17 protein-coding genes and 1 pseudogene are annotated in these 17,868 nt (G+C 46.9%); 11 read left to right on the top strand and 7 right to left on the bottom strand.

What is annotated here, in order from left to right; genetic code table 11:
* The first annotated feature begins 55 nt into the window (after positions 1 to 55).
* From BST99_RS11210 to BST99_RS14390, 5 genes are all read left to right on the top strand, one after another.
* Positions 56 to 982, top strand: a complete 927-nt coding sequence (locus BST99_RS11210) for a tetratricopeptide repeat protein (RefSeq protein ID WP_105001888.1) — start codon at positions 56 to 58, stop codon at positions 980 to 982.
* A gap of 7 nt (positions 983 to 989) precedes the next feature.
* The gene (locus BST99_RS11205) at positions 990 to 1,748 is read left to right on the top strand and encodes a DUF4292 domain-containing protein (protein WP_105001887.1); all 759 of its coding nucleotides are present in this window, start codon (positions 990 to 992) and stop codon (positions 1,746 to 1,748) included.
* A 22-nt stretch (positions 1,749 to 1,770) separates the two neighbouring features.
* Entirely contained in the window at positions 1,771 to 2,994 is a 1,224-nt protein-coding gene (locus tag BST99_RS11200) for a murein hydrolase activator EnvC family protein (RefSeq protein WP_105001886.1), read from the top strand.
* A gap of 36 nt (positions 2,995 to 3,030) precedes the next feature.
* A complete protein-coding gene (locus tag BST99_RS11195; protein ID WP_105001885.1) occupies positions 3,031 to 3,867 on the top strand; it encodes an aldo/keto reductase in 837 nt (278 codons plus the stop codon).
* Between the two features lie 337 nt (positions 3,868 to 4,204).
* A complete protein-coding gene (locus BST99_RS14390; protein ID WP_181044214.1) occupies positions 4,205 to 4,351 on the top strand; it encodes a hypothetical protein in 147 nt (48 codons plus the stop codon).
* Between the two features lie 106 nt (positions 4,352 to 4,457).
* Here the strand turns inward: BST99_RS14390 and BST99_RS11190 are convergent, their stop codons facing one another.
* On the bottom strand, positions 4,458 to 4,970 hold the full coding sequence (locus BST99_RS11190) for an acyl-CoA thioesterase (RefSeq protein WP_105001884.1): 513 nt from the start codon (positions 4,968 to 4,970) through the stop codon (positions 4,458 to 4,460).
* A gap of 52 nt (positions 4,971 to 5,022) precedes the next feature.
* Positions 5,023 to 5,952, bottom strand: a complete 930-nt coding sequence (locus BST99_RS11185; protein ID WP_181044213.1) for an HU domain-containing protein — start codon at positions 5,950 to 5,952, stop codon at positions 5,023 to 5,025.
* Positions 5,953 to 6,058: 106 nt separating this feature from the next.
* Here BST99_RS11185 and dprA point away from each other — a divergent pair, with 106 nt between their 5' ends.
* Positions 6,059 to 7,171 carry a DNA-processing protein DprA gene (gene dprA / locus BST99_RS11180; protein WP_105001882.1) on the top strand — a complete coding sequence of 371 codons (1,113 nt, stop codon included), beginning with the start codon at positions 6,059 to 6,061 and terminating at the stop codon, positions 7,169 to 7,171.
* Here dprA and trpS read toward each other — a convergent pair.
* A complete protein-coding gene (gene trpS, locus BST99_RS11175) occupies positions 7,168 to 8,136 on the bottom strand; it encodes a tryptophan--tRNA ligase (protein WP_105001881.1) in 969 nt (322 codons plus the stop codon). The genes dprA and trpS overlap by 4 nt on opposite strands.
* A gap of 52 nt (positions 8,137 to 8,188) precedes the next feature.
* Between trpS and BST99_RS11170 the strand changes: the two genes are divergently transcribed.
* Entirely contained in the window at positions 8,189 to 8,992 is an 804-nt protein-coding gene (locus tag BST99_RS11170; RefSeq protein ID WP_105001880.1) for a lysophospholipid acyltransferase family protein, read from the top strand.
* Here BST99_RS11170 and BST99_RS11165 read toward each other — a convergent pair.
* The 4 genes from BST99_RS11165 to recA all read right to left on the bottom strand — a co-directional run bounded on the left by BST99_RS11165 (position 8,976) and on the right by recA (position 12,516).
* A complete protein-coding gene (locus BST99_RS11165; RefSeq protein ID WP_105001879.1) occupies positions 8,976 to 10,424 on the bottom strand; it encodes an outer membrane beta-barrel protein in 1,449 nt (482 codons plus the stop codon). The two genes, BST99_RS11170 and BST99_RS11165, sit on opposite strands and share 17 nt — an antisense overlap.
* Before the next feature lie 10 nt (positions 10,425 to 10,434).
* Complete coding sequence (locus tag BST99_RS11160; RefSeq protein ID WP_105002502.1) at positions 10,435 to 10,965, bottom strand: RNA polymerase sigma factor; 531 nt, start codon at positions 10,963 to 10,965, stop codon at positions 10,435 to 10,437.
* A 19-nt stretch (positions 10,966 to 10,984) separates the two neighbouring features.
* On the bottom strand, positions 10,985 to 11,413 hold the full coding sequence (locus tag BST99_RS11155; RefSeq protein ID WP_146106281.1) for a hypothetical protein: 429 nt from the start codon (positions 11,411 to 11,413) through the stop codon (positions 10,985 to 10,987).
* A 95-nt stretch (positions 11,414 to 11,508) separates the two neighbouring features.
* Positions 11,509 to 12,516 (bottom strand): recombinase RecA, encoded by a 1,008-nt coding sequence (gene recA / locus BST99_RS11150; protein WP_105001877.1) that lies wholly within the window; start codon positions 12,514 to 12,516, stop codon positions 11,509 to 11,511.
* Between the two features lie 270 nt (positions 12,517 to 12,786).
* Here recA and trhO point away from each other — a divergent pair, with 270 nt between their 5' ends.
* From trhO to BST99_RS11130, 4 genes and pseudogenes are all read left to right on the top strand, one after another.
* Positions 12,787 to 13,818 carry an oxygen-dependent tRNA uridine(34) hydroxylase TrhO gene (trhO, locus tag BST99_RS11145; protein WP_105001876.1) on the top strand — a complete coding sequence of 344 codons (1,032 nt, stop codon included), beginning with the start codon at positions 12,787 to 12,789 and terminating at the stop codon, positions 13,816 to 13,818.
* 67 nt (positions 13,819 to 13,885) lie between these two features.
* Positions 13,886 to 15,050 (top strand): annotated as a pseudogene (locus BST99_RS11140) (PSP1 domain-containing protein).
* The gene (locus BST99_RS11135) at positions 15,040 to 15,522 is read left to right on the top strand and encodes a gliding motility lipoprotein GldH (RefSeq protein WP_105001875.1); all 483 of its coding nucleotides are present in this window, start codon (positions 15,040 to 15,042) and stop codon (positions 15,520 to 15,522) included. The pseudogene BST99_RS11140 and the gene BST99_RS11135 overlap by 11 nt, the downstream one beginning before the upstream one ends.
* 18 nt (positions 15,523 to 15,540) lie before the next feature.
* On the top strand, positions 15,541 to 17,868 hold the full coding sequence (locus tag BST99_RS11130) for a penicillin-binding protein 1A (RefSeq protein WP_105001874.1): 2,328 nt from the start codon (positions 15,541 to 15,543) through the stop codon (positions 17,866 to 17,868).

Raw genomic sequence — 17,868 nt, 5'->3', positions numbered from 1 at the left:
AAAAATACCGAACATTATAAAAGCTGTAAAACCTTGCGTTAACAGCCTGTTGTTCGTGGGTGTTTTTGTTATTCCGATCGGTATATTTGCTCAGGAGGAGGAAGATGCTTCTGTCTACCTCGAGGAATACTCGGATGAATTTCAAGAGGCTTTTTTCTCGGCCCTCCAGCAAAAAGGAATCAAGAACTACGACCGTGCGATCAATTACCTCCAAAAGTGCATACAGCTCCAGCCAGATCAATCAGCGGTCTATCACGAGATGGCTCGGATTTATCGGTTGGATCGCCAATTTGCTTTGGGGTTCCCGTACGCGGCAAAAGCAGTTCGTATGGAACCTGACAATTACTGGTATACGGACACCTATTGGTACTACCAGTATCGCTTGGGAGAAGGAAGTATCGCTCGTCAGGGTGAAGATCTCAGTTTTCAGAACGATGTGTTTTGGTCCAATATGGCTAGGATCAGTTTAAAAAGAAACCGTTATGACGAAGCTTCCGGTTTTTTCAAGAGGATCAAAAGCCCAAATAACTATTCTCAACTTAGCGCTGATTTAGAAGAAGCCAAGGCGAAAGGAGATCCAATGACAAGAGCCCTTACGGAGGCCCTTAAGCAACCTAAAAGCACTTCTGTAGAAGCAAAGAAGCAGGATGATGCAGAGAACCCGGTAGATCAGATCAAAAAAAACCTGAGGACCTTGCAACAAGAAGGGGAGTTCAGTCGTCTGTACAAAGAGAGTACGGAGGCCAATGAGAATTACCCTCTTCAGCCCGACTTTTACTATTACAAGGGATGGGCCTTATTGAAACAAGGCAAAGCGAAAGAGGCGACCACGATCTTGGAGGAAAGCCTGGATTATTTGTTGGAGGAAGGGCAGTTAAGCCTATTTATTTACCAAGCGCTTGCCGAAGCTTACGAGCTGTTGGGAGAGCCGGAAAAGTTGAAGTACTACCAGAAGAAGTTGAACGAGAATAATCCCAATTAAGGCAAGCATGCGTATTTACAAAATTACAGGCCTTTTTGTTCTCTTGGTCTTTTCGGCCTGTTCGAGTTCTCGGAAAGTCATTTCGGAGGCCGAGATAAAACCGATTACCACCAAGGCATTGGTGCGCAACCACAACGAAGGAGCCCTCAACTTTAAAACCTTGAGAGGGAGGATCAAAGTGGAATACGACAACGGGGCGTCCAAGCAAGGGACCAGTTTGAGCTTTCGCATGGAAAAGGACAAGGCGATTTGGATCAGTGCCCCCCTCGGCATGTTTAAGGCTTACCTAACCCCAGAACGGATCAGTTTTTACAATAAACTCGAGAAAGAGTACTTCGAGGGTGATTTCGCCTATCTGGAGAGAATGATCGGGGTCGAGCTTGAATTTGATCAGGTTCAGAACCTGTTGTTAGGCCAATCGATCGTCGAATTGGACCGTCGCCGTTTTACTTCGGATATTCTGGGCAAACAGTACCGATTGGAGCCCAAAAAGCAAGACTTTTTATTCGATCTACTCATTTTGATTGATCCGGCCACCTTCAAGATCGCTTCTCAGCAGGTCTATCGTTCCCGAGCAGGACAGTCTTTTGAAGTGGGTTACCGCTACCAAAAAGTAGGGGAGCGCGTACTGCCCGAAAAGGTTTTGGTCAAAGCCAGTTTGCCAGACAACAACAGTATAATCGATCTGGATTATCGGCAAATGGAATTCGATCGCAAATTGAGTTTTCCTTACCGAATACCGAAAGGATACAAACTGATTCAGTAATTTCACGGAAAGAACTCGGTTCATGGGCACGTTTAAAACGCATTTCTTCAAGCATTTTATTCTGGGGCTCGCCTTAGTGGGCACCCTGTCCCTGAACGCCCAATCCAAGGAACAGAAGGCTCTGGAGGCTGAAAGAGCCAAGTTGCAACAAGATATCAAACGCATCAATGAGCTCCTGCTCACAGAGAAAAAGCAGAAGGGCAATGTGATGGAACAGATGCAGGCCATCGATCAAAAAATCAGCTCTCAGCAAAAACTATTGCGCCTTACCCAACAGCAGTCTAACCTGATCAACCGCCGAATCAACAGCAATATTCGGGAAGTGAGTCGGCTGCGGCAAGATCTCGGGAATCTGAAAAAGGATTATGCGGGGATGATTCATAAATCCTACCAGAACAGAGCGCAACAGAACCGTTTGATGTTCGTGCTTTCTTCGGAGAGCTTTCAACAGGCCTACAAGCGTTGGCAGTACATGAAGCAGTACACCAAGTACCGTAAAAAACAGGGGCAAGAGATTCAATCCAAAACCAAGCGCCTCGCTGAGGTGAACAAGGACCTCATTATTCAACGAAAAGACAAAAATCGCCTTATTGACGAAAACAAAGAGGCCAAAGAGAGCCTGACGGAGGACTTGCAATCTCAAAAGGCCTTATTAAAGAGCATCAAATCAAACGAATCACGCTATTCCAGTCAATTGGCGAAAAAGAGGAAAGATGCGCGTCAAATCGATGCCGAAATCAACAAATTGATTCGCCTCGAAATCGCGCGGGCCAACAAGGAGTCCGGAGCCAGTGGCAATTCCTTTGTGTTGACCCCGGAAGCCAAGGTGTTAGCGAACAATTTTGAATCCAACCGCGGCAAATTGATTTGGCCGGTCGAGAAAGGAGTGAAAAGCGAAGGTTTTGGACTATACCAGGACAAGGTCTATCCATCTCTCCAGCACAACAACAGCGGGGTCACCATCAGTACGGCAAAGGGCGAGCAGGCCCGGGCTATTTTTGAAGGCGAGGTGATGACCGTGATGACCAGTAAGCTAGGCCGTAAAGGGGTCTACGTGCGTCACGGGAACTACATTTCGTTTTACTACAACCTCTCGAAGGTGTATGTCGAAAAGGGAGATAAGGTGACCTCAAAGACCATTTTGGGAGATATCTACACCAATGGGCAGGGGAGTACCAAGCTCAAATTTTACCTCTACAAGAACCTGAAAAAATTGAATCCGGAGAACTGGATTTATCGCCTGTAGTTGCTATCTTGTTGTGACCTAGAACACAACACGGCCATGTCTGCAATTACTACCCTGGACGGAAGTTTCCAACTGCACAATGGCGTCAAAATGCCTTATTTGGGCTTAGGCGTCTACCTCTCAGAAAACGGAAAAGAAGTTATTCAAGCGGTAGAATGGGCTTTAGAAGCCGGTTACCGCCATATCGATACCGCCTCAATTTATAAAAATGAAGAAGGGGTAGGTGAAGGCCTGCGCCATTCCGGAATTTCCCGAGACGATCAATTTATTGTGAGCAAAGTGTGGAATGCTGACCAGGGCTTTGAAAGTACCCTGCGTGCCTATGACGAGAGTTTGAAACGACTGGGACTGGAATACCTGGATCTCTACCTGATTCACTGGCCTACGAAGGGAAAGTACAAGGAGACGTGGAAGGCTCTCGAAAAAATCTATGCCGAAGGGCGGGTACGGGCTATTGGAGTCAGTAATTTTCTGCAACATCAGTTAGAAGATTTACTGACGGAAGCCGAAGTGGTGCCCATGGTCAACCAGATGGAATTTCACCCTTACTTGGTGCAGCAAGAACTCTTGGATTTCTGCGCCTCAAAATCGATCCAATACGAAGCCTGGTCTCCTTTGATGCAAGGCCATATTTTCCAATTAGAAGTCATGCGTGAAATGGCTGATAAATACGGAAAGAGTATCGCCCAAATCGTTTTGCGATGGGATTTACAAAAGGGGGTCGTGACCATCCCCAAGTCGGTGAAAAAAGAACGCATTATAAGCAATGCGGACCTTTTTGATTTTGAGTTATCCGCAGAGGATGTAGCTATTCTAGACGGCTTAAACCGCGGAAAACGCTTTGGTCCGGATCCGGATAACTTTGATTTTTAAGTGATGAGAAAGAGAAAGCTTTCGACAGGAGACCTTTTTTGATGTCTTAGGTCTCACGAGTCTGGATGGTCAAGGAAGGGATAGAATGACAAGCCTGGAGGCACGAGGAAGCCGTCCCGTTTTTACAGGAGATGCCTTGGAGGTCAGTATTCGATATGCTTCGCGAGTGATCAAATGACCGACTTCTTTCGGCTTTTACCGGGTGAACCCTCAGCAAGCTTAGAATTCACAACCCGGGAAGGGAGCTACTTTGAGATCCAATTTTTCCGAATCAATAGGGCAGTGCAGGAAGAAGGAAGTGTAACCCTTAGCCCCGATGCTAACCAAACTTACCGCTATGCAATGGATTAGTGAGAATATACAGCATCTGGTTTTAGGGGTGCTCCTAGCGACGGGATGTACCTGTGCCCAGGACAAGCCCCCTTACTACTGCGCTGTTTTGGGAGAAGCCAGTCTAGGCTGCCTTATGCTCACGGCTTATTGATCCGGGTTTGGATGAATATCAAAACGGCCCCAGGTATGGAGGATTTTTTTAAGCGGGTGGATTACTTCATTCCCAGTGTAGGGATCAGGCTGTATATACGCTAAAACTAATCGGTAAAAAGGGCTTTGAGTTCGGTCGCGTCTTCGGGCTTCATTTTGCCGGCGAGGACTAAGCTGAGTTGCTTTCTTCTCAAAGCTGCGTCGTAACGCGCTTGTTCCAGTTCGGTTTCAGGAACTATTGGGGGCACTTCGGTAGGCTTCCCGGTCTCGTCGACGGCGACGAAGGTGTATATCGCTTCGTTTGCCTTGGTTTTTTCGCCGCTGAAACGGTCTTCTATCCACACATCTATAAAGATCTCCATGGAGGATCTAAAAGCTCGAGAAACGGACGCTTCTACGGTTACAACACTGCCTAAAGGAATACTGTGGTTGAAGGCAACGTGGTTTACGGAAGCCGTAACGGTTATGCGTCGACTGTGACGTCTGGCCGAAATACTGGCCGCACGGTCCATACGGGCCAACAATTCCCCTCCAAATAAGTTGTTCAGAGGATTGGTTTCGCTCGGCAGAACGAGGTCGGTCATGACGGTACGAGATTGACTGGGCGACTTGGCCTTCATGCTGTGTATTTTGGGGGTAAAGATAGCGGCTAGGTCCGGGATGGACTAGCGTTTATTGGTTTTTGGCAAGAATCCAAGCATCTGCGTTTTCGCTCTCTTGGATAAGGGAAAGAAACTTTTTCGCGTCTTTCGGATTTTCAAAACCTCCATAAGTAACCTGGTGGAGGTTGTATTGGTTTTTACCAAGGTACTGGGAATCGTAACCCTTCGCTCGAAGCTCGGCGATTTTACGGGTCGCATTTTCCTGAATGCGGAAGGCCCCGGCCATCACGTGGAACTTTTCTACCTTGACTTCCACTGGAGGCAATTCAATCAAGGACGACTCGTAAAAAGTCTCTTGCTGAACGTAGTTGGCAATAGCATCATTGGCCTCTTGTTGCGCAAGGCGGTTCTTCTTCTGATCCTGGTTGTAGAAATAGAAGGCTGTCAAAGTGACCGAAATCAATAAAAGGATCATAGAAGCGTACTTCAGCCAAGGCAAGATACCGGCTTCATCTTCTTCAATTTCTTCTGCGGTGGTTAACTGAAAGCTTCTTTCGTTACTCTCATGAACGGGTGCCGCCTTAGCCTGGTTTTTTGGCAAGACTTCAATGGCCGAAAGCCCAAAAGAAGAAGGCAAGTAATTGCTGTGAACTTCTGCTTCGAACTCAATGCGTTCTAAAGCACTTTTCTTGAGGCTTCCCAACCCCTCTAAAAACAAGGCGTTACCACTTTCTAAAGTGGATTTCCACTCCTCTACAGTGGCTTGGATCTGCTCCTTGGCTTCTGCTGAGCTGCTGACTTTTCCTTTGAGGAGGTGCTGCACGAGCAAACCATCGTCGTGGTTCAAGCGCGGGTGAAAACTCAAGGTTTTTTTGGGAGGATGCAATTGATTCGCTCCTGTGTCGTGGGCGGCTGGCGCGGTGTGCGCCATAAACGCACCAAATCCAGGCACGACGATACAGCTGTGCTTAAACAAGAGTTCCTGGATGTGACTTTCCATTTGCATCACTACAAATATCTCAAAAAATAGAAAATGAATCAGAATAATTAGTTAATAGTTATACAATGATCGATTTTGTGTAATTTGAGGGCTTAAGACGTTGATAATGAAGGAGAAAGAGACTGTTTCTCTGCTGCAATTTCAAAGCAGTAAGGGAATTGGTTCGGTGAGAGGAAAACAACTCATTGAAAAATTTGGCTCGGCCTGGGATGCCATTTGTTGGGCAAGAAGCGCTCGGCATTCGGTGCCCCCATGGGCCGAAATACTCAGGCAAGATGGCCCCAGAAGAAGGGCAGAAACAGAGTTTAAAGAAGCCCAAGACCGAGGGTATACCCTTTTTGGGTATGGGCAAGCTGGTTATCCTCGGCGCTTAACCGAAATTCCCGATCCACCCTTGGTGCTTTTTGTGGAGGGGGAGGCCAGTCTCGCGGCCTCGAACACCCTTAGTGTGGTCGGCACACGTCGAATGACGCCCTACGGAGCTGCTTTTTGTAAGGCTTTGATCGAGGATCTTAAAGCCTACCGTCCAACCCTGGTTTCTGGATTTGCCGAGGGGATCGATATTACGGTGCAAATGGCTGCTGTAGAGGCCGGCTTGGCGACCGTAGCCTGCTTGGCTCACGGGCTAGGCGCAACCTATCCGGCAGTTCATACGGGCTTTCGGAAAAAGGTGGTGAAACAAGGCGCCTTGGTAACGGAGTTTTGGAGGGAAGAAAGACCCATTCCTTCACATTTTGTTCGGCGCAATCGAATCATTGCTGGTTTGTCTTCAGCGACACTGGTTATTCAATCGGCGAGTACCGGGGGGAGTTTGATCACAGCAGACTTGGCCTTCGGCTATCACCGAGAGGTTTATGCGGTTCCGGGCAGAACCACAGATCCTCAAAACAAGGGCTGTTTGGAACTCATTCGGGATCACAAGGCACAATTGATTTCTGAACCCCAGGATTTGATTGATTTTTTGAAATGGGAGCGACCGGATAGCGGATTTTTGGACCACAATCCAACGGAAAAGGGTGCAGGAGCTCAAGGGAAAATACAAACCCTTGTAACAGAACAGTCTATCTTGTTATGCTTGCAGAAGAACGGGAAAATGACGCCGGAAAACGTCCAAAAGCACTTATTGCTCTCGAATGGGCAGTTAATGGAGTGGATTTTGCGGCTGGAATTGGCCGGTAAAATCCGTACCGAACCCGGTAATTTATTGGTGTTGACCTAATAACCGACTTTGGTGCGAACCCGTTGCAACACTTCTTGGGCCACTTGACGTGCCCGAGCGGCACCTTCGGCCAGGGCTTCATCCATTTCTGCAGGGTTGGCCATGTAGTGGTCGAACCTTTCACGGGCCTCTCCGAATTTTTCGAGTAGGAGTTCGTAAAGAGCCTGTTTGGCATGTCCGTAACCGTAATTTCCTCCGAGGTAGTTTTGACGCATTTCCTCCACTTGTTCGGGACTGCCCAGAATCTTGTAGAGTGCAAACACATTGTCGGTTTCCGGGTCTTTTGGGTCCTCCATGGGTGTGCTGTCGGTAACAATACCCATGATTTGCTTGCGTAATTTTTTGTCGGGCTGGAAGAGGTTGATGATGTTGGATTTACTCTTACTCATCTTGGCCCCGTCTGTTCCGGGGACGTACATGGTGTTTTCTTGCATCTGAGCCTCGGGCACCACGAAGGTTTCTCCCAGTTGGTTGTGGAATCGGTTGGCCACATCCCGGGTCATTTCTAAATGCTGCAACTGGTCCTTTCCTACCGGCACGATTTCGGCATCGTAGAGTAAAATATCGGCAGCCATCAGCATGGGGTAGGTAAACAGGCCCGTATTCACATCTTCGAGGCGATCAGCTTTATCCTTAAAGGAGTGTGCCAGGGTCATGCGCTGGTAAGGGAAAAAGCAGCTGAGGTACCAGGCGAGTTCCGTTACTTCGGGCACATCGCTTTGGCGGTAAAAAATGGTTTTATTCACATTCAGGCCAAAAGCCAGCCAGGTGGCAGCGGTGGCGTAGGTGTTTTCGCGTAATTGCGCCCCATCTTTGATCTGGGTCAGGGAGTGCATGTCTGCAATAAACAGAAAGGAGTCATTTTCGGGCTTATTGGCCATTGCAATGGCGGGTAAAATTGCGCCCAGGATGTTTCCTAAGTGCGGAGTACCTGTACTTTGAATTCCGGTGAGGATTCGAGCCATGAATAAAAAGGATTTTAACCTTGCATAATTACAAAATTTATACTTTCGGGCTATGCCAGAGGAAGTGAAAAATAAAGGGATACGCTCATTTTTGCTCGTGCGTCTGCTGTTGGCCCCTTTCTACATTCTATACCGGGTATGGTTTTATGTGTTAGCAGCCATACCGATCGGTATAATGTTTCCATTTTTGCTGTTTAGTGTCTTGTCCCCCAGGACCTATTCCTTCTTTTATTGGTTGGCACGTTCCATCTGGGCTCGTTTTATTCTTTACGGCATGGGCTGCCCACCTCGGATCCATCGGATGGACGGTTGGAAGTCCAAACCCCCTCAAATGATCATCGCCAACCACACCAGTATGTTGGATATTATGTTGATGCTTCGGGCGTGCCCTGAACCTTTTGTCTTTGTTGGAAAAAAGGAGCTCGAAAAGATTCCTGTCTTTGGATTCTTTTACCGAAGGGTCTGTATTTTAGTGGATAGAGGAAATGCCCAAAGCAAGGCTGAGGTATACAGAGCAGTACAGGAGCGTCTTGAGCGCGGGTTACACGTCTGTATTTTCCCCGAGGGGGGTGTTCCGGACGAAAGTGTAGCACTGGATCGTTTCAAATCAGGTGCCTTTCGCATGGCGGCCCAACACGGAATGGACATTGCGCCCATGGTATTCTACGACTGCAAACAGCGCTTTTCTTGGAGTTATTTTAAAGGCGGACCGGGACCATTGCGGGTTCTTCAACTTCCGGGAACAACTTCTGAAGAGTTGAAACAACTCGAAGATGCCCCCGATCATTTTCGCGGAATTCTACTTCAAGAATTACAGGAAGAGCAGCTTTGGAAGAAGTTTAAAAACGGAAGTTAATCCCGCTGTATACCCCAAAACTATAAGGCTGAAAGTTCCCTGCTTCCCCATCGAAGGTGTTCAATTGGTACTTGAAGAGCGGCTCTACAGAGAGACTCCATTGTTCACCCAATTGATAACCCAGGCCTACTCCGAGGTTGGTGCTGAAATTAAAGGGGTTCACATTGTTGGCTTCTCCCATAGTCGTTACCCGGCCTTCGGAAGAAAGACTCACTTGGTTATCGATTAACATCAGGGAGCTGAAACCACCGATCAAGTCAAGCGAGAACTTCTTGTCGATAAAGCGGTACTGCATCTCAACGGGAATTTCCAAGTAACGGATTTGCTGCCTCATTTGACCATTACGAGCAGGACTGTCTGCGACAATATCGCTTGATGCTACATCCAATGCCGCCCCTCCTCGGGCCGTTGAGGTGACCACCAGATTTACGGCATTATCTCCGTAGTCGATATTTTCGATCATATCGCTCGTAGAACTGCTCAGGGAAGAAGAAAAGGCGATGTCATTGGTCGTATATCCCAAATCAACCCGGTGTACACCCGATCTGATCTTGAATTTTTTATTCACAGAATAGGCCAAGTTCATACCGTAACTCATGTTGATTTCTCCTGATTTGCTATTGGTGGCAAAGTTGCTGTGTATCGGGGAGCCTTCTCCAAGCGTGTTGTAGTAAACGGGTGCCACTGCGGCATTCAAACTCCACTTTTTAGAGGAGTCTTCCTCCAATTCAGCCAAGGCTTCTTGTTCTTTAATCACCTCAAAGAGATCCTTCTTCGGATTTTCTTCTACTGGAGGGGTGGAATTATTATCAGCTACGGTTGTGGTGTTAGCGCTGGAGGACTGGTCTGAAATGTTTGCTGTGACTTCAGCGTTTTTCTCGGTCCCTTTTTCGCTTGTCATTTGCTCAGCGCTAGTGACTTGGCTGTTCTTTTCTTCGAGTAGCCGTTCAATGCGCTCCTTGTCTGGTACGAGCGCTTTTTTAGGAGAAACGGAATTCTGCTGAGCCAAGTCCTGTCTTTTGTTTTGAATTTGTTGCCCGGAAGTTGGCAGAACAAAACGAGTTTTTGGAGCAGAATTCACCGGAAGATCTTCTTGCTTTTGCTCCTCAGCAAGGGGAGTAGTTTCTTGAATATCTTGTTCTTGTGTGATTGAACGTTGATCTTCTTGTTTAGGATCCTCTTTCAGGTCTTCATTGACAATTTCGGGAAGTACAGGGCCTTGGGGCTCTGAACTAAATACTCCACCCAACCAAAGACTGAGCAGCAAAACAGCGGCAGCTCCAGCAGAGAGCCACCAAAACGGTACGACGCGTTTCTTTTTCTTTTTCTCATCCAAGGAAGAAGCGATCCGGTCCCAAACCTGGGGATCGGGTGGGGCTTCTATACCCTCGAATTTGTCTTGAAACAGCTTGTCCAAATCCTTGTCTTCCATAAGTGATTCTTTAAGCGATGTTTATATTATTCTTTTCAATTTTATTTTTCAATATCATCCGGGCCCTTGCCAAATTGGATTTGGAGGTTCCGGTTGTCGTCCCCAGCAGTTCGCTGATTTCTTTATGCGAATAGCCATCGAGCACATATAAGCTGAAAGTCAGTCTGTATTTGTGCGGTAGTTCCTGTATGTAGGATAGGAGTTGCGATAGAGAAATCTGCTCCGGTTCTCTGCTCCATTCCTCTTCTTCGGGGATATTATCGTGAATCACATTCAGGTGATTGGACTTGCGGTATTTCTGTAATACGGTATTGACGGTGATGCGTTTGAGCCAACCTTCAAAAGACCCTTTAAACCCGAACTGGTCTATCTTTTCGAAGATGGTCATAAAACTGTCGTGCAAATTGTCTTCCGCTTCAGAGCGGTTAGGCGAATACTTTAAACAAAGCCCAAACAATACCGGCGAATATTCTTTGTATAGGGCTTCCTGAGCAGCACGCTGCCCCTTTTGACACTGGGATATGAGTTCTTCCAGATGCAAGCCGTTGGTCGTTAGTATTTTAAGGTGTGCTACTTTCACTGACGACAGGTATAGAATACTCTAAATACGTTGCTTCGCCAGATTCTGATTGCCCACTGTAAAATCGAAAATTATAGGTGTCGATGAATTCGATGGGGAGTTGAAAAGAGTGTTCAACCGTCCGAATAGCTTGGGTACAGACATCGACCGTTTGAACGATACCAATAGCCTCCACTGTGCGGGTGTTGTTAATTCCAATGCTGGAAGTAAAACCTTCAAACGAGGTGCAGCCGTCAGGGATAACCAAGGTAACCGGTATGTCGTACACCTGGTTAATGACAAATTCTTCCGGAAGATCGGCTGCTGTTATAGCAAGTGGTGTGAAATGAAAGGTTTCCCCTGACTCAATTTCGCATCCATAAAAGCTCAAACCCAAAAGAAAGACGATTATCCACGAGAGATGGCTCATCTTATTCATAGAATTCCTTTAAAGCACTAATATAGATGAAAAAGAACGCAATGGGTTGCGTTCTTTACCGATATTCAGCTGTTTATGGACGGATATTAGCTTTTTACCGTATGAATGGCTTCTCGAATTTTGGATTCGATCTCCTCAGAGAGTTCAGGGTTGTCCAAAAGAATGGTTTTGACAGCGTCTCTACCTTGTCCGAGTTTAGTGTCTCCATAACTGAACCAGGATCCACTCTTTTTGACAATCTCATACGCGACACCCAAATCGAGTATTTCTCCCACTTTGGATACACCTTCACCGTACATGATATCGAACTCGGCCGTTTTGAATGGAGGGGCCACTTTGTTCTTGACCACCTTCACACGGGTCTTGTTTCCTTGAACGGTACCATCCGTATCTTTAATCTGTGTAGAACGACGAATATCCAGACGAACAGAAGAATAGAATTTTAAGGCGTTACCTCCTGTTGTAGTCTCCGGATTCCCGAACATAACCCCAATTTTTTCGCGCAATTGGTTGATGAAAATCACTGTACAATGCGTTTTGCTAATCGTACCGGTAAGCTTTCTCAAAGCCTGAGACATCAAGCGGGCGTGTAAACCTACTTTCGAGTCTCCCATTTCGCCTTCAATTTCACTTTTTGGTGTTAAAGCCGCCACAGAATCGATAACGACCAAGTCAATTGCACCTGAGCGAATTAGGTTATCTGCAATTTCCAGGGCTTGTTCTCCGTGATCGGGTTGTGAAATGATCAGATTGTCAATATCAACCCCCAGCTTTTCGGCATAAAAACGATCAAAAGCGTGCTCTGCATCAATGAATGCAGCGATACCCCCTTGTTTTTGTGCTTCCGCAATGGCGTGCAGAGTCAAGGTTGTTTTACCCGAGGATTCCGGTCCGTATATTTCGATTACTCTTCCTTTGGGGTACCCGCCTACACCCAGCGCTGTGTCTAGCCCTAAAGATCCAGATGGAATCACATCTACCTCTTCAATGACCGTATCGCCTAACTTCATCACTGCTCCTTTTCCGTAGGTCTTATCCAGCTTGTCTAGGGTTAGTTTTAAGGCTTTTAATTTGGCTTCATTCTCCGTACTCATATCTCGAAATATTAGTTTTCAAAAGTATGGGTTTCTTTTGCTTTTCCATTGCAGTACGCAACCTTTTTAATTAACAAGACTCTTTTAAGTAACAACGATCATTTATATAAACTGCAGAAGGAACACACAGCCCATTAGCTTTACCTATGAAAAAGAAAATCAAGGGGTTGTAAGCCCGCCATTTGGCGGGTTTTTTTTGTTTGCCTCCACCGAAATACTACATTTGCCCCACATTTGAATTGAATCTTTTAGCACCTAATCAAGTATAGCATGCAACTGTACAACACCTTAAGTGCTCGGGAGAGAGAAGTGCTTATTGAAGCATCAGGGGAAGACCGCCTGACCATTTCTTTTTACCAGTACGCCCACATCGGAAATCCACAAATTCTTCGAAACCACTTATTTCTGAAATGGGACGAGCTCGACGTTCTCGGTAGAATTTACGTCGCTAAGGAAGGAATTAACGCCCAACTCTCGGTTCCGAGAATCCAATTTGACGCCTTTAAGGAGCACCTGGATAGCATTACTTTTTTGAATGGTATCCGTCTGAATATCGCCATCGAACAAGACAACAAATCGTTCCTAAAACTCAAGGTCAAGGTCCGTGACAAAATCGTGGCGGACGGCTTGAACGACTCTTCCTTTGATGTCACCAAAAAGGGAGTCCACGTCTCGGCCGAAGAGTTCAATAAGCTTATTGATGATCCGGATTCTGTGGTCGTCGATATGCGCAATCACTACGAAAGTGAAATTGGGCATTTTCAAAAAGCAGTCACCCCGGATGTCGATACCTTTCGGGATTCTTTGGACATTATTGAGGATCAACTCAAGGAACACAAAGAAGACAAAAAACTGGTCATGTACTGCACCGGAGGTATTCGCTGCGAAAAAGCCAGCGCTTACTACAAGCACAAAGGATTTAAGCAGGTTTATCAATTGGAAGGAGGGATCATAGAATACACCCGACAGGTGCGAGATCAAGGCCTTGAAAATAAATTCATCGGGAAGAATTTTGTCTTTGACGAAAGACGTGCAGAACGCATTTCGGATGAGGTGATTGCCCAATGCCACCAGTGTGGCGCGCCCTGTGATACCCACGTGAATTGTGCCAATGACGCCTGTCACCTGCTGTTTATTCAGTGCGACGACTGCAAGGCCAAAATGGACGCTTGTTGCAGCGAAGAATGCAAAGAGGTTCATGCGCTGCCCTACGAAGAACAGAAAGCACTGCGCAAGGGAAAGGTCTACAGCAATAAGATCTTTAAAAAGGGCCGTTCAGAAGCCCTTAAGTTTAAGAAATAGCGCTTGGTGACCCGTGGTGAATTATGCTATCTTTACGGGTGGTATAATGAATCGATAGACTGAATGCATGGGGTGTAGCAGCTGCTCAAGCAGTAAAGATGGTAAGGTAAAAGGGTGCAAGAACAACGGTACCTGCGGCACTGATGGCTGCAATAAACTCACTGTTTTCGACTGGCTTTCCAACATGAAACTTCCTGGAGATCAGAAGCCTTTTGACATGGTCGAAGTGCGCTTCAAGAACAGCCGTAAGGAGTTTTACCGCAATACGGAAAATATGCCTTTACAGGTTGGGGATGTCGTGGCTACCCAGGCCAAATCGGGCCATGACATTGGGATGGTGACCCTGACCGGGGAACTGGTCCGCATTCAGATGAAGAAGAAGAAATCCGATCCGGAAGACCAAACCCACTTTAAAATTTACCGGAAGGCTAGTAGTCGAGACATTGAGGTCTGGGAAAAATGCCGTGATCGCGAAGAGGAGATTAAAAAGAGATCCCGAGAGATCGCCATCTCATTGGGTCTTCAAATGAAGATCAGCGACGTTGAATTTCAGGGAGACGGTCCAAGGCTACCTTTTACTACACGGCGAAGATCGGGTTGATTTTCGTCAGCTGATCAAGGATATGGCCAAGGCCTTTGGCATTCGTATCGAGATGCGTCAAATCGGTTACCGTCAAGAGGCCCAGCGGTTAGGAGGGGTTGGTTCCTGCGGCCGAGAACTCTGTTGTTCGACCTGGCTCAGTGATTTTCGCTCTGTAAGCACCGCTTCAGCGCGATACCAGCAGTTGGCTTTGAATCCGCAAAAACTCGCCGGCCAGTGCGGAAAGCTCAAGTGTTGCCTGAATTACGAATTGGATACCTACCTCGAAGCGCTCAAGGATTTTCCTCCACAAGACGCCAAACTCAAAACCGAAAAAGGGATTGCCTTTTGTCAAAAAGCCGACATCTTCAAAGAGACCTTGTGGTTTTCCTATAAAAATGACTCCGCTAATTGGTTTGCCTTGACCAAAGCCCAGGTGCAGGAAATCATGGCGGCGAATAAAAAGAACAAAAGTGTGGCCAGCTTGGAAGAGTATGTGGCCGAACTCAAAACCGAAGAAAAACTGGTTTTTGAAAATGTGGTGGGTCAAGACAGCCTGAACCGTTTTGACAAACCGAGAAAGAGGAACCGAAAAAGAAAAGGGCGTAACCCCCGATCACGATCCCCCAAAAATCAAAAGAGTGAGAAGTAAACTAGTGTTATTAGGTATTCTGTGCTTGTGCTTTTCTTGTACAGATCAATTGGTGTATTCAGAATACTCCGCCTTGGAGGATGCCCAGTGGCAACGAACCGATACGCTGAGCTTTGATCTGGATGTTCAAGACACCCTCAACGTGCACAATATCTACATCAATTTGAGGAATAACGAGGCCTATCCCTTTAGTAACCTGTTTTTAATTACTACATTCAGAGGCCCTAGCGGGGAGACTGCAGTCGATACTTTAGAGTACGCCATGGCCAAACCCAATGGAGAATGGTTGGGCGAAGGACGGGGAGGACTTAAAGAAAGTAGACTTTGGTTCCGCGAAAACATCGTTTTTCCCGAATCTGGCGTATATAACTTAAAGGTTACTCACGCTATGCGAGAAAACGGGGTTGTTGAAGGCCTCGAGGTATTGTCTGGAGTAACCGATTTGGGAATCGAATTAGAGCGATTGGATTAAACCTAAAATCCTGGAATTATGGGAATTGTCTGGAATGACGCCGCAAGTTATTGGAAGTACATCAAGATTTTTTGGATCACTTTTCTAGTGATCGCCTTGGGGGTGGCATCGGTATTCATGATGGCCTCGGCCGGAGTATTTGGAGATATGCCGGAGTTTGAGCAACTCGAAAATCCACAGACTAACTTGGCCACCGAGATCTTGTCGGCAGATGGGGAGACCCTGGCCAAGCTCTATTTGAGTGATAACCGGACGCCAATATCTTACGAGGAGTTACCGGAGAATATTGTAGACGCTTTGATTGCAACGGAAGACGCTCGTTATTACAACCACGCTGGGATTGATGCCCGAGGTTTTGCTCGTGCAGTCGCTTATCTGGGCAAGAAAGGAGGGGCGAGTACCATTTCTCAGCAGCTTTCACGCCAGCTTTTTATCGGACCTCGTGCTCCGGACAAACAGGGAGCCATCATCCAAAAGATCAAAGAGTGGGTGATCGCGGTTCGCCTCGAAAGAAGCTACACCAAAGAGGAGATCATCGCCATGTATCTCAATATTTACGATTACAACTACAACGCTGACGGGATTCGTTCCGCTGCCCGTATCTATTTCGGAAAAGAACCCCAGGATCTGCGCATGGAGGAATCAGCGGTTTTGGTTGGGATGCTGAAAAACTCTTCCTACTACAATCCCATCCGCCGGGAAGAATTGGTCTTCAATCGCCGTAATACGGTGCTGAATCAAATGGCGAAATACGAGAAAATCACCCAGGAACAGGCGGATTCTCTCAAGGCTCTGCCCATGAAAATCAACTTCAATCCAGAAAGCCACCGCGAAGGTTTAGCCACTTATTTTAGAACTTATTTGCAACGTTGGTTGAAGGAATGGGTAGACAAGAATCCCAAGGATGATGGAAGCAAATACAATATCTATAACGACGGCTTAACCGTCTATACTACCATCGACAGCCGTCTACAAAAGAATGCTGAGGTCGCTGTTCAAGAACATATGAAGCGCTTGCAGGCTGAGTTTTTTGTGCAGAATACCAAGCAAAGAAATGCAACGGCTCCCTTTACAGATCTGGAGCAGCATCAAATCGACAATATTCTGGAGAGAGCCATGAAAAATTCGGCTCGCTGGAGAGCGATGAAACGCGAAGGCAAGTCTGAAAAAGAAATCCGAGCTTCGTTCCGTAAGGCGACCAAGATGACGGTGTTCGATTACAACTCGGATTCTTACGATAAAGACACGACCATGACGCCTTTGGATTCTATTCGGTACTACAAGACCTTTTTAAGAGCTGCCATGATGAGTATGGAACCCCAAACCGGTCACGTAAAAGCCTGGGTTGGAGGGGTAGACAATACCCACTTCCAATACGACAATGTTATTCAGGGTGCTCGCCAGGTGGGGTCGACCTTCAAGCCTTTCGTTTATGCCACGGCGATTGATCAATTGCGCTACTCGCCATGCGACTCATTCCCAGACACGCAATACTGTATTGAACCTTTGAAATACGGTAATATTGAAGAGTGGTGCCCTAAAAATTCTAACGGAAAATACTCGGGTAAAAACTTTACCCTTAAGCGTGCACTGGCCAGTTCGGTCAACACGGTCACCGCTCAATTAATCGACAAGGTAGGGCCCGCCTCCGTGGTAAAAATTGCCAAGGATATGGGGCTGACTCACCCGATTCCAGAGGTGCCTTCCATTGCCTTGGGAACGCCGGATTTCAACGTATTTGAATTGGTTGGGGCTTACGGGACCTTTGCGAACCAAGGAGTCTATGTAAAACCGATTTTTGTCACCCGAATTGAAGATAAAAATGGAACAGTACTCTATGAGTATGTGCCCGAGACTAAGGACGTCCTGAGTAAGGAAGTGGCCTATGCCATGGTGAACCTGATGGAAGGGGTAACCCAGTCCGGATCAGGAGCGAGACTGCGCGGAAACGCTATGGTCGAAAACACGGTCTACAAAGAAATTATTACCGGTTATCCGTATGAATTCTCGAACCCCATTGCCGGGAAAACAGGGACCACGCAGAACCAAAGTGATGGTTGGTTTATGGGCATGGTACCTAACCTGGTTACCGGAGTATGGGTAGGTGGGGAAGACCGCTCCGTGCACTTTGACAGTTCCGCCTACGGACAGGGGGCCTCTATGGCCTTACCGATCTGGGCCTTGTATATGAAGGCGAATTACGCCGACAAGAAATTAGGCATCTCCAAAGGGGCCTTCCCCGAGCCCGAAAACCAGACCATTAATGTGGACTGCGCTAAGATGCTGGAAGACTTAAAGAATGATCTCGATCTGGACGATAGCGATCTGGACGACTTGGATTTTTAA

Source organism: Aureicoccus marinus (assembly GCF_002954325.1).
In the GTDB taxonomy this organism is placed as follows: domain Bacteria; phylum Bacteroidota; class Bacteroidia; order Flavobacteriales; family Flavobacteriaceae; genus Aureicoccus; species Aureicoccus marinus.
Note: the sequence above shows the minus strand (reverse complement) of the source record. Positions and strands in the feature narration are given on the sequence as shown.

Bases quoted from the DNA above. Each gene is read 5' to 3' on its own strand.
- BST99_RS11205 (WP_105001887.1), top strand. From the start codon at position 990: ATGCGTATTTACAAAATTACAGGCCTTTTTGTTCTCTTGGTCTTTTCG.
- BST99_RS11200 (WP_105001886.1), top strand. From the start codon at position 1,771: ATGGGCACGTTTAAAACGCATTTCTTCAAGCATTTTATTCTGGGGCTC.
- BST99_RS11195 (WP_105001885.1), top strand. From the start codon at position 3,031: ATGTCTGCAATTACTACCCTGGACGGAAGTTTCCAACTGCACAATGGC.
- BST99_RS14390 (WP_181044214.1), top strand. From the start codon at position 4,205: ATGCAATGGATTAGTGAGAATATACAGCATCTGGTTTTAGGGGTGCTC.
- BST99_RS11190 (WP_105001884.1), bottom strand. From the start codon at position 4,970: ATGAAGGCCAAGTCGCCCAGTCAATCTCGTACCGTCATGACCGACCTC.
- BST99_RS11185 (WP_181044213.1), bottom strand. From the start codon at position 5,952: ATGGAAAGTCACATCCAGGAACTCTTGTTTAAGCACAGCTGTATCGTC.
- dprA (WP_105001882.1), top strand. From the start codon at position 6,059: ATGAAGGAGAAAGAGACTGTTTCTCTGCTGCAATTTCAAAGCAGTAAG.
- trpS (WP_105001881.1), bottom strand. From the start codon at position 8,136: ATGGCTCGAATCCTCACCGGAATTCAAAGTACAGGTACTCCGCACTTA.
- BST99_RS11170 (WP_105001880.1), top strand. From the start codon at position 8,189: ATGCCAGAGGAAGTGAAAAATAAAGGGATACGCTCATTTTTGCTCGTG.
- BST99_RS11165 (WP_105001879.1), bottom strand. From the start codon at position 10,424: ATGGAAGACAAGGATTTGGACAAGCTGTTTCAAGACAAATTCGAGGGT.
- BST99_RS11155 (WP_146106281.1), bottom strand. From the start codon at position 11,413: ATGAGCCATCTCTCGTGGATAATCGTCTTTCTTTTGGGTTTGAGCTTT.
- recA (WP_105001877.1), bottom strand. From the start codon at position 12,516: ATGAGTACGGAGAATGAAGCCAAATTAAAAGCCTTAAAACTAACCCTA.
- trhO (WP_105001876.1), top strand. From the start codon at position 12,787: ATGCAACTGTACAACACCTTAAGTGCTCGGGAGAGAGAAGTGCTTATT.
- BST99_RS11130 (WP_105001874.1), top strand. From the start codon at position 15,541: ATGGGAATTGTCTGGAATGACGCCGCAAGTTATTGGAAGTACATCAAG.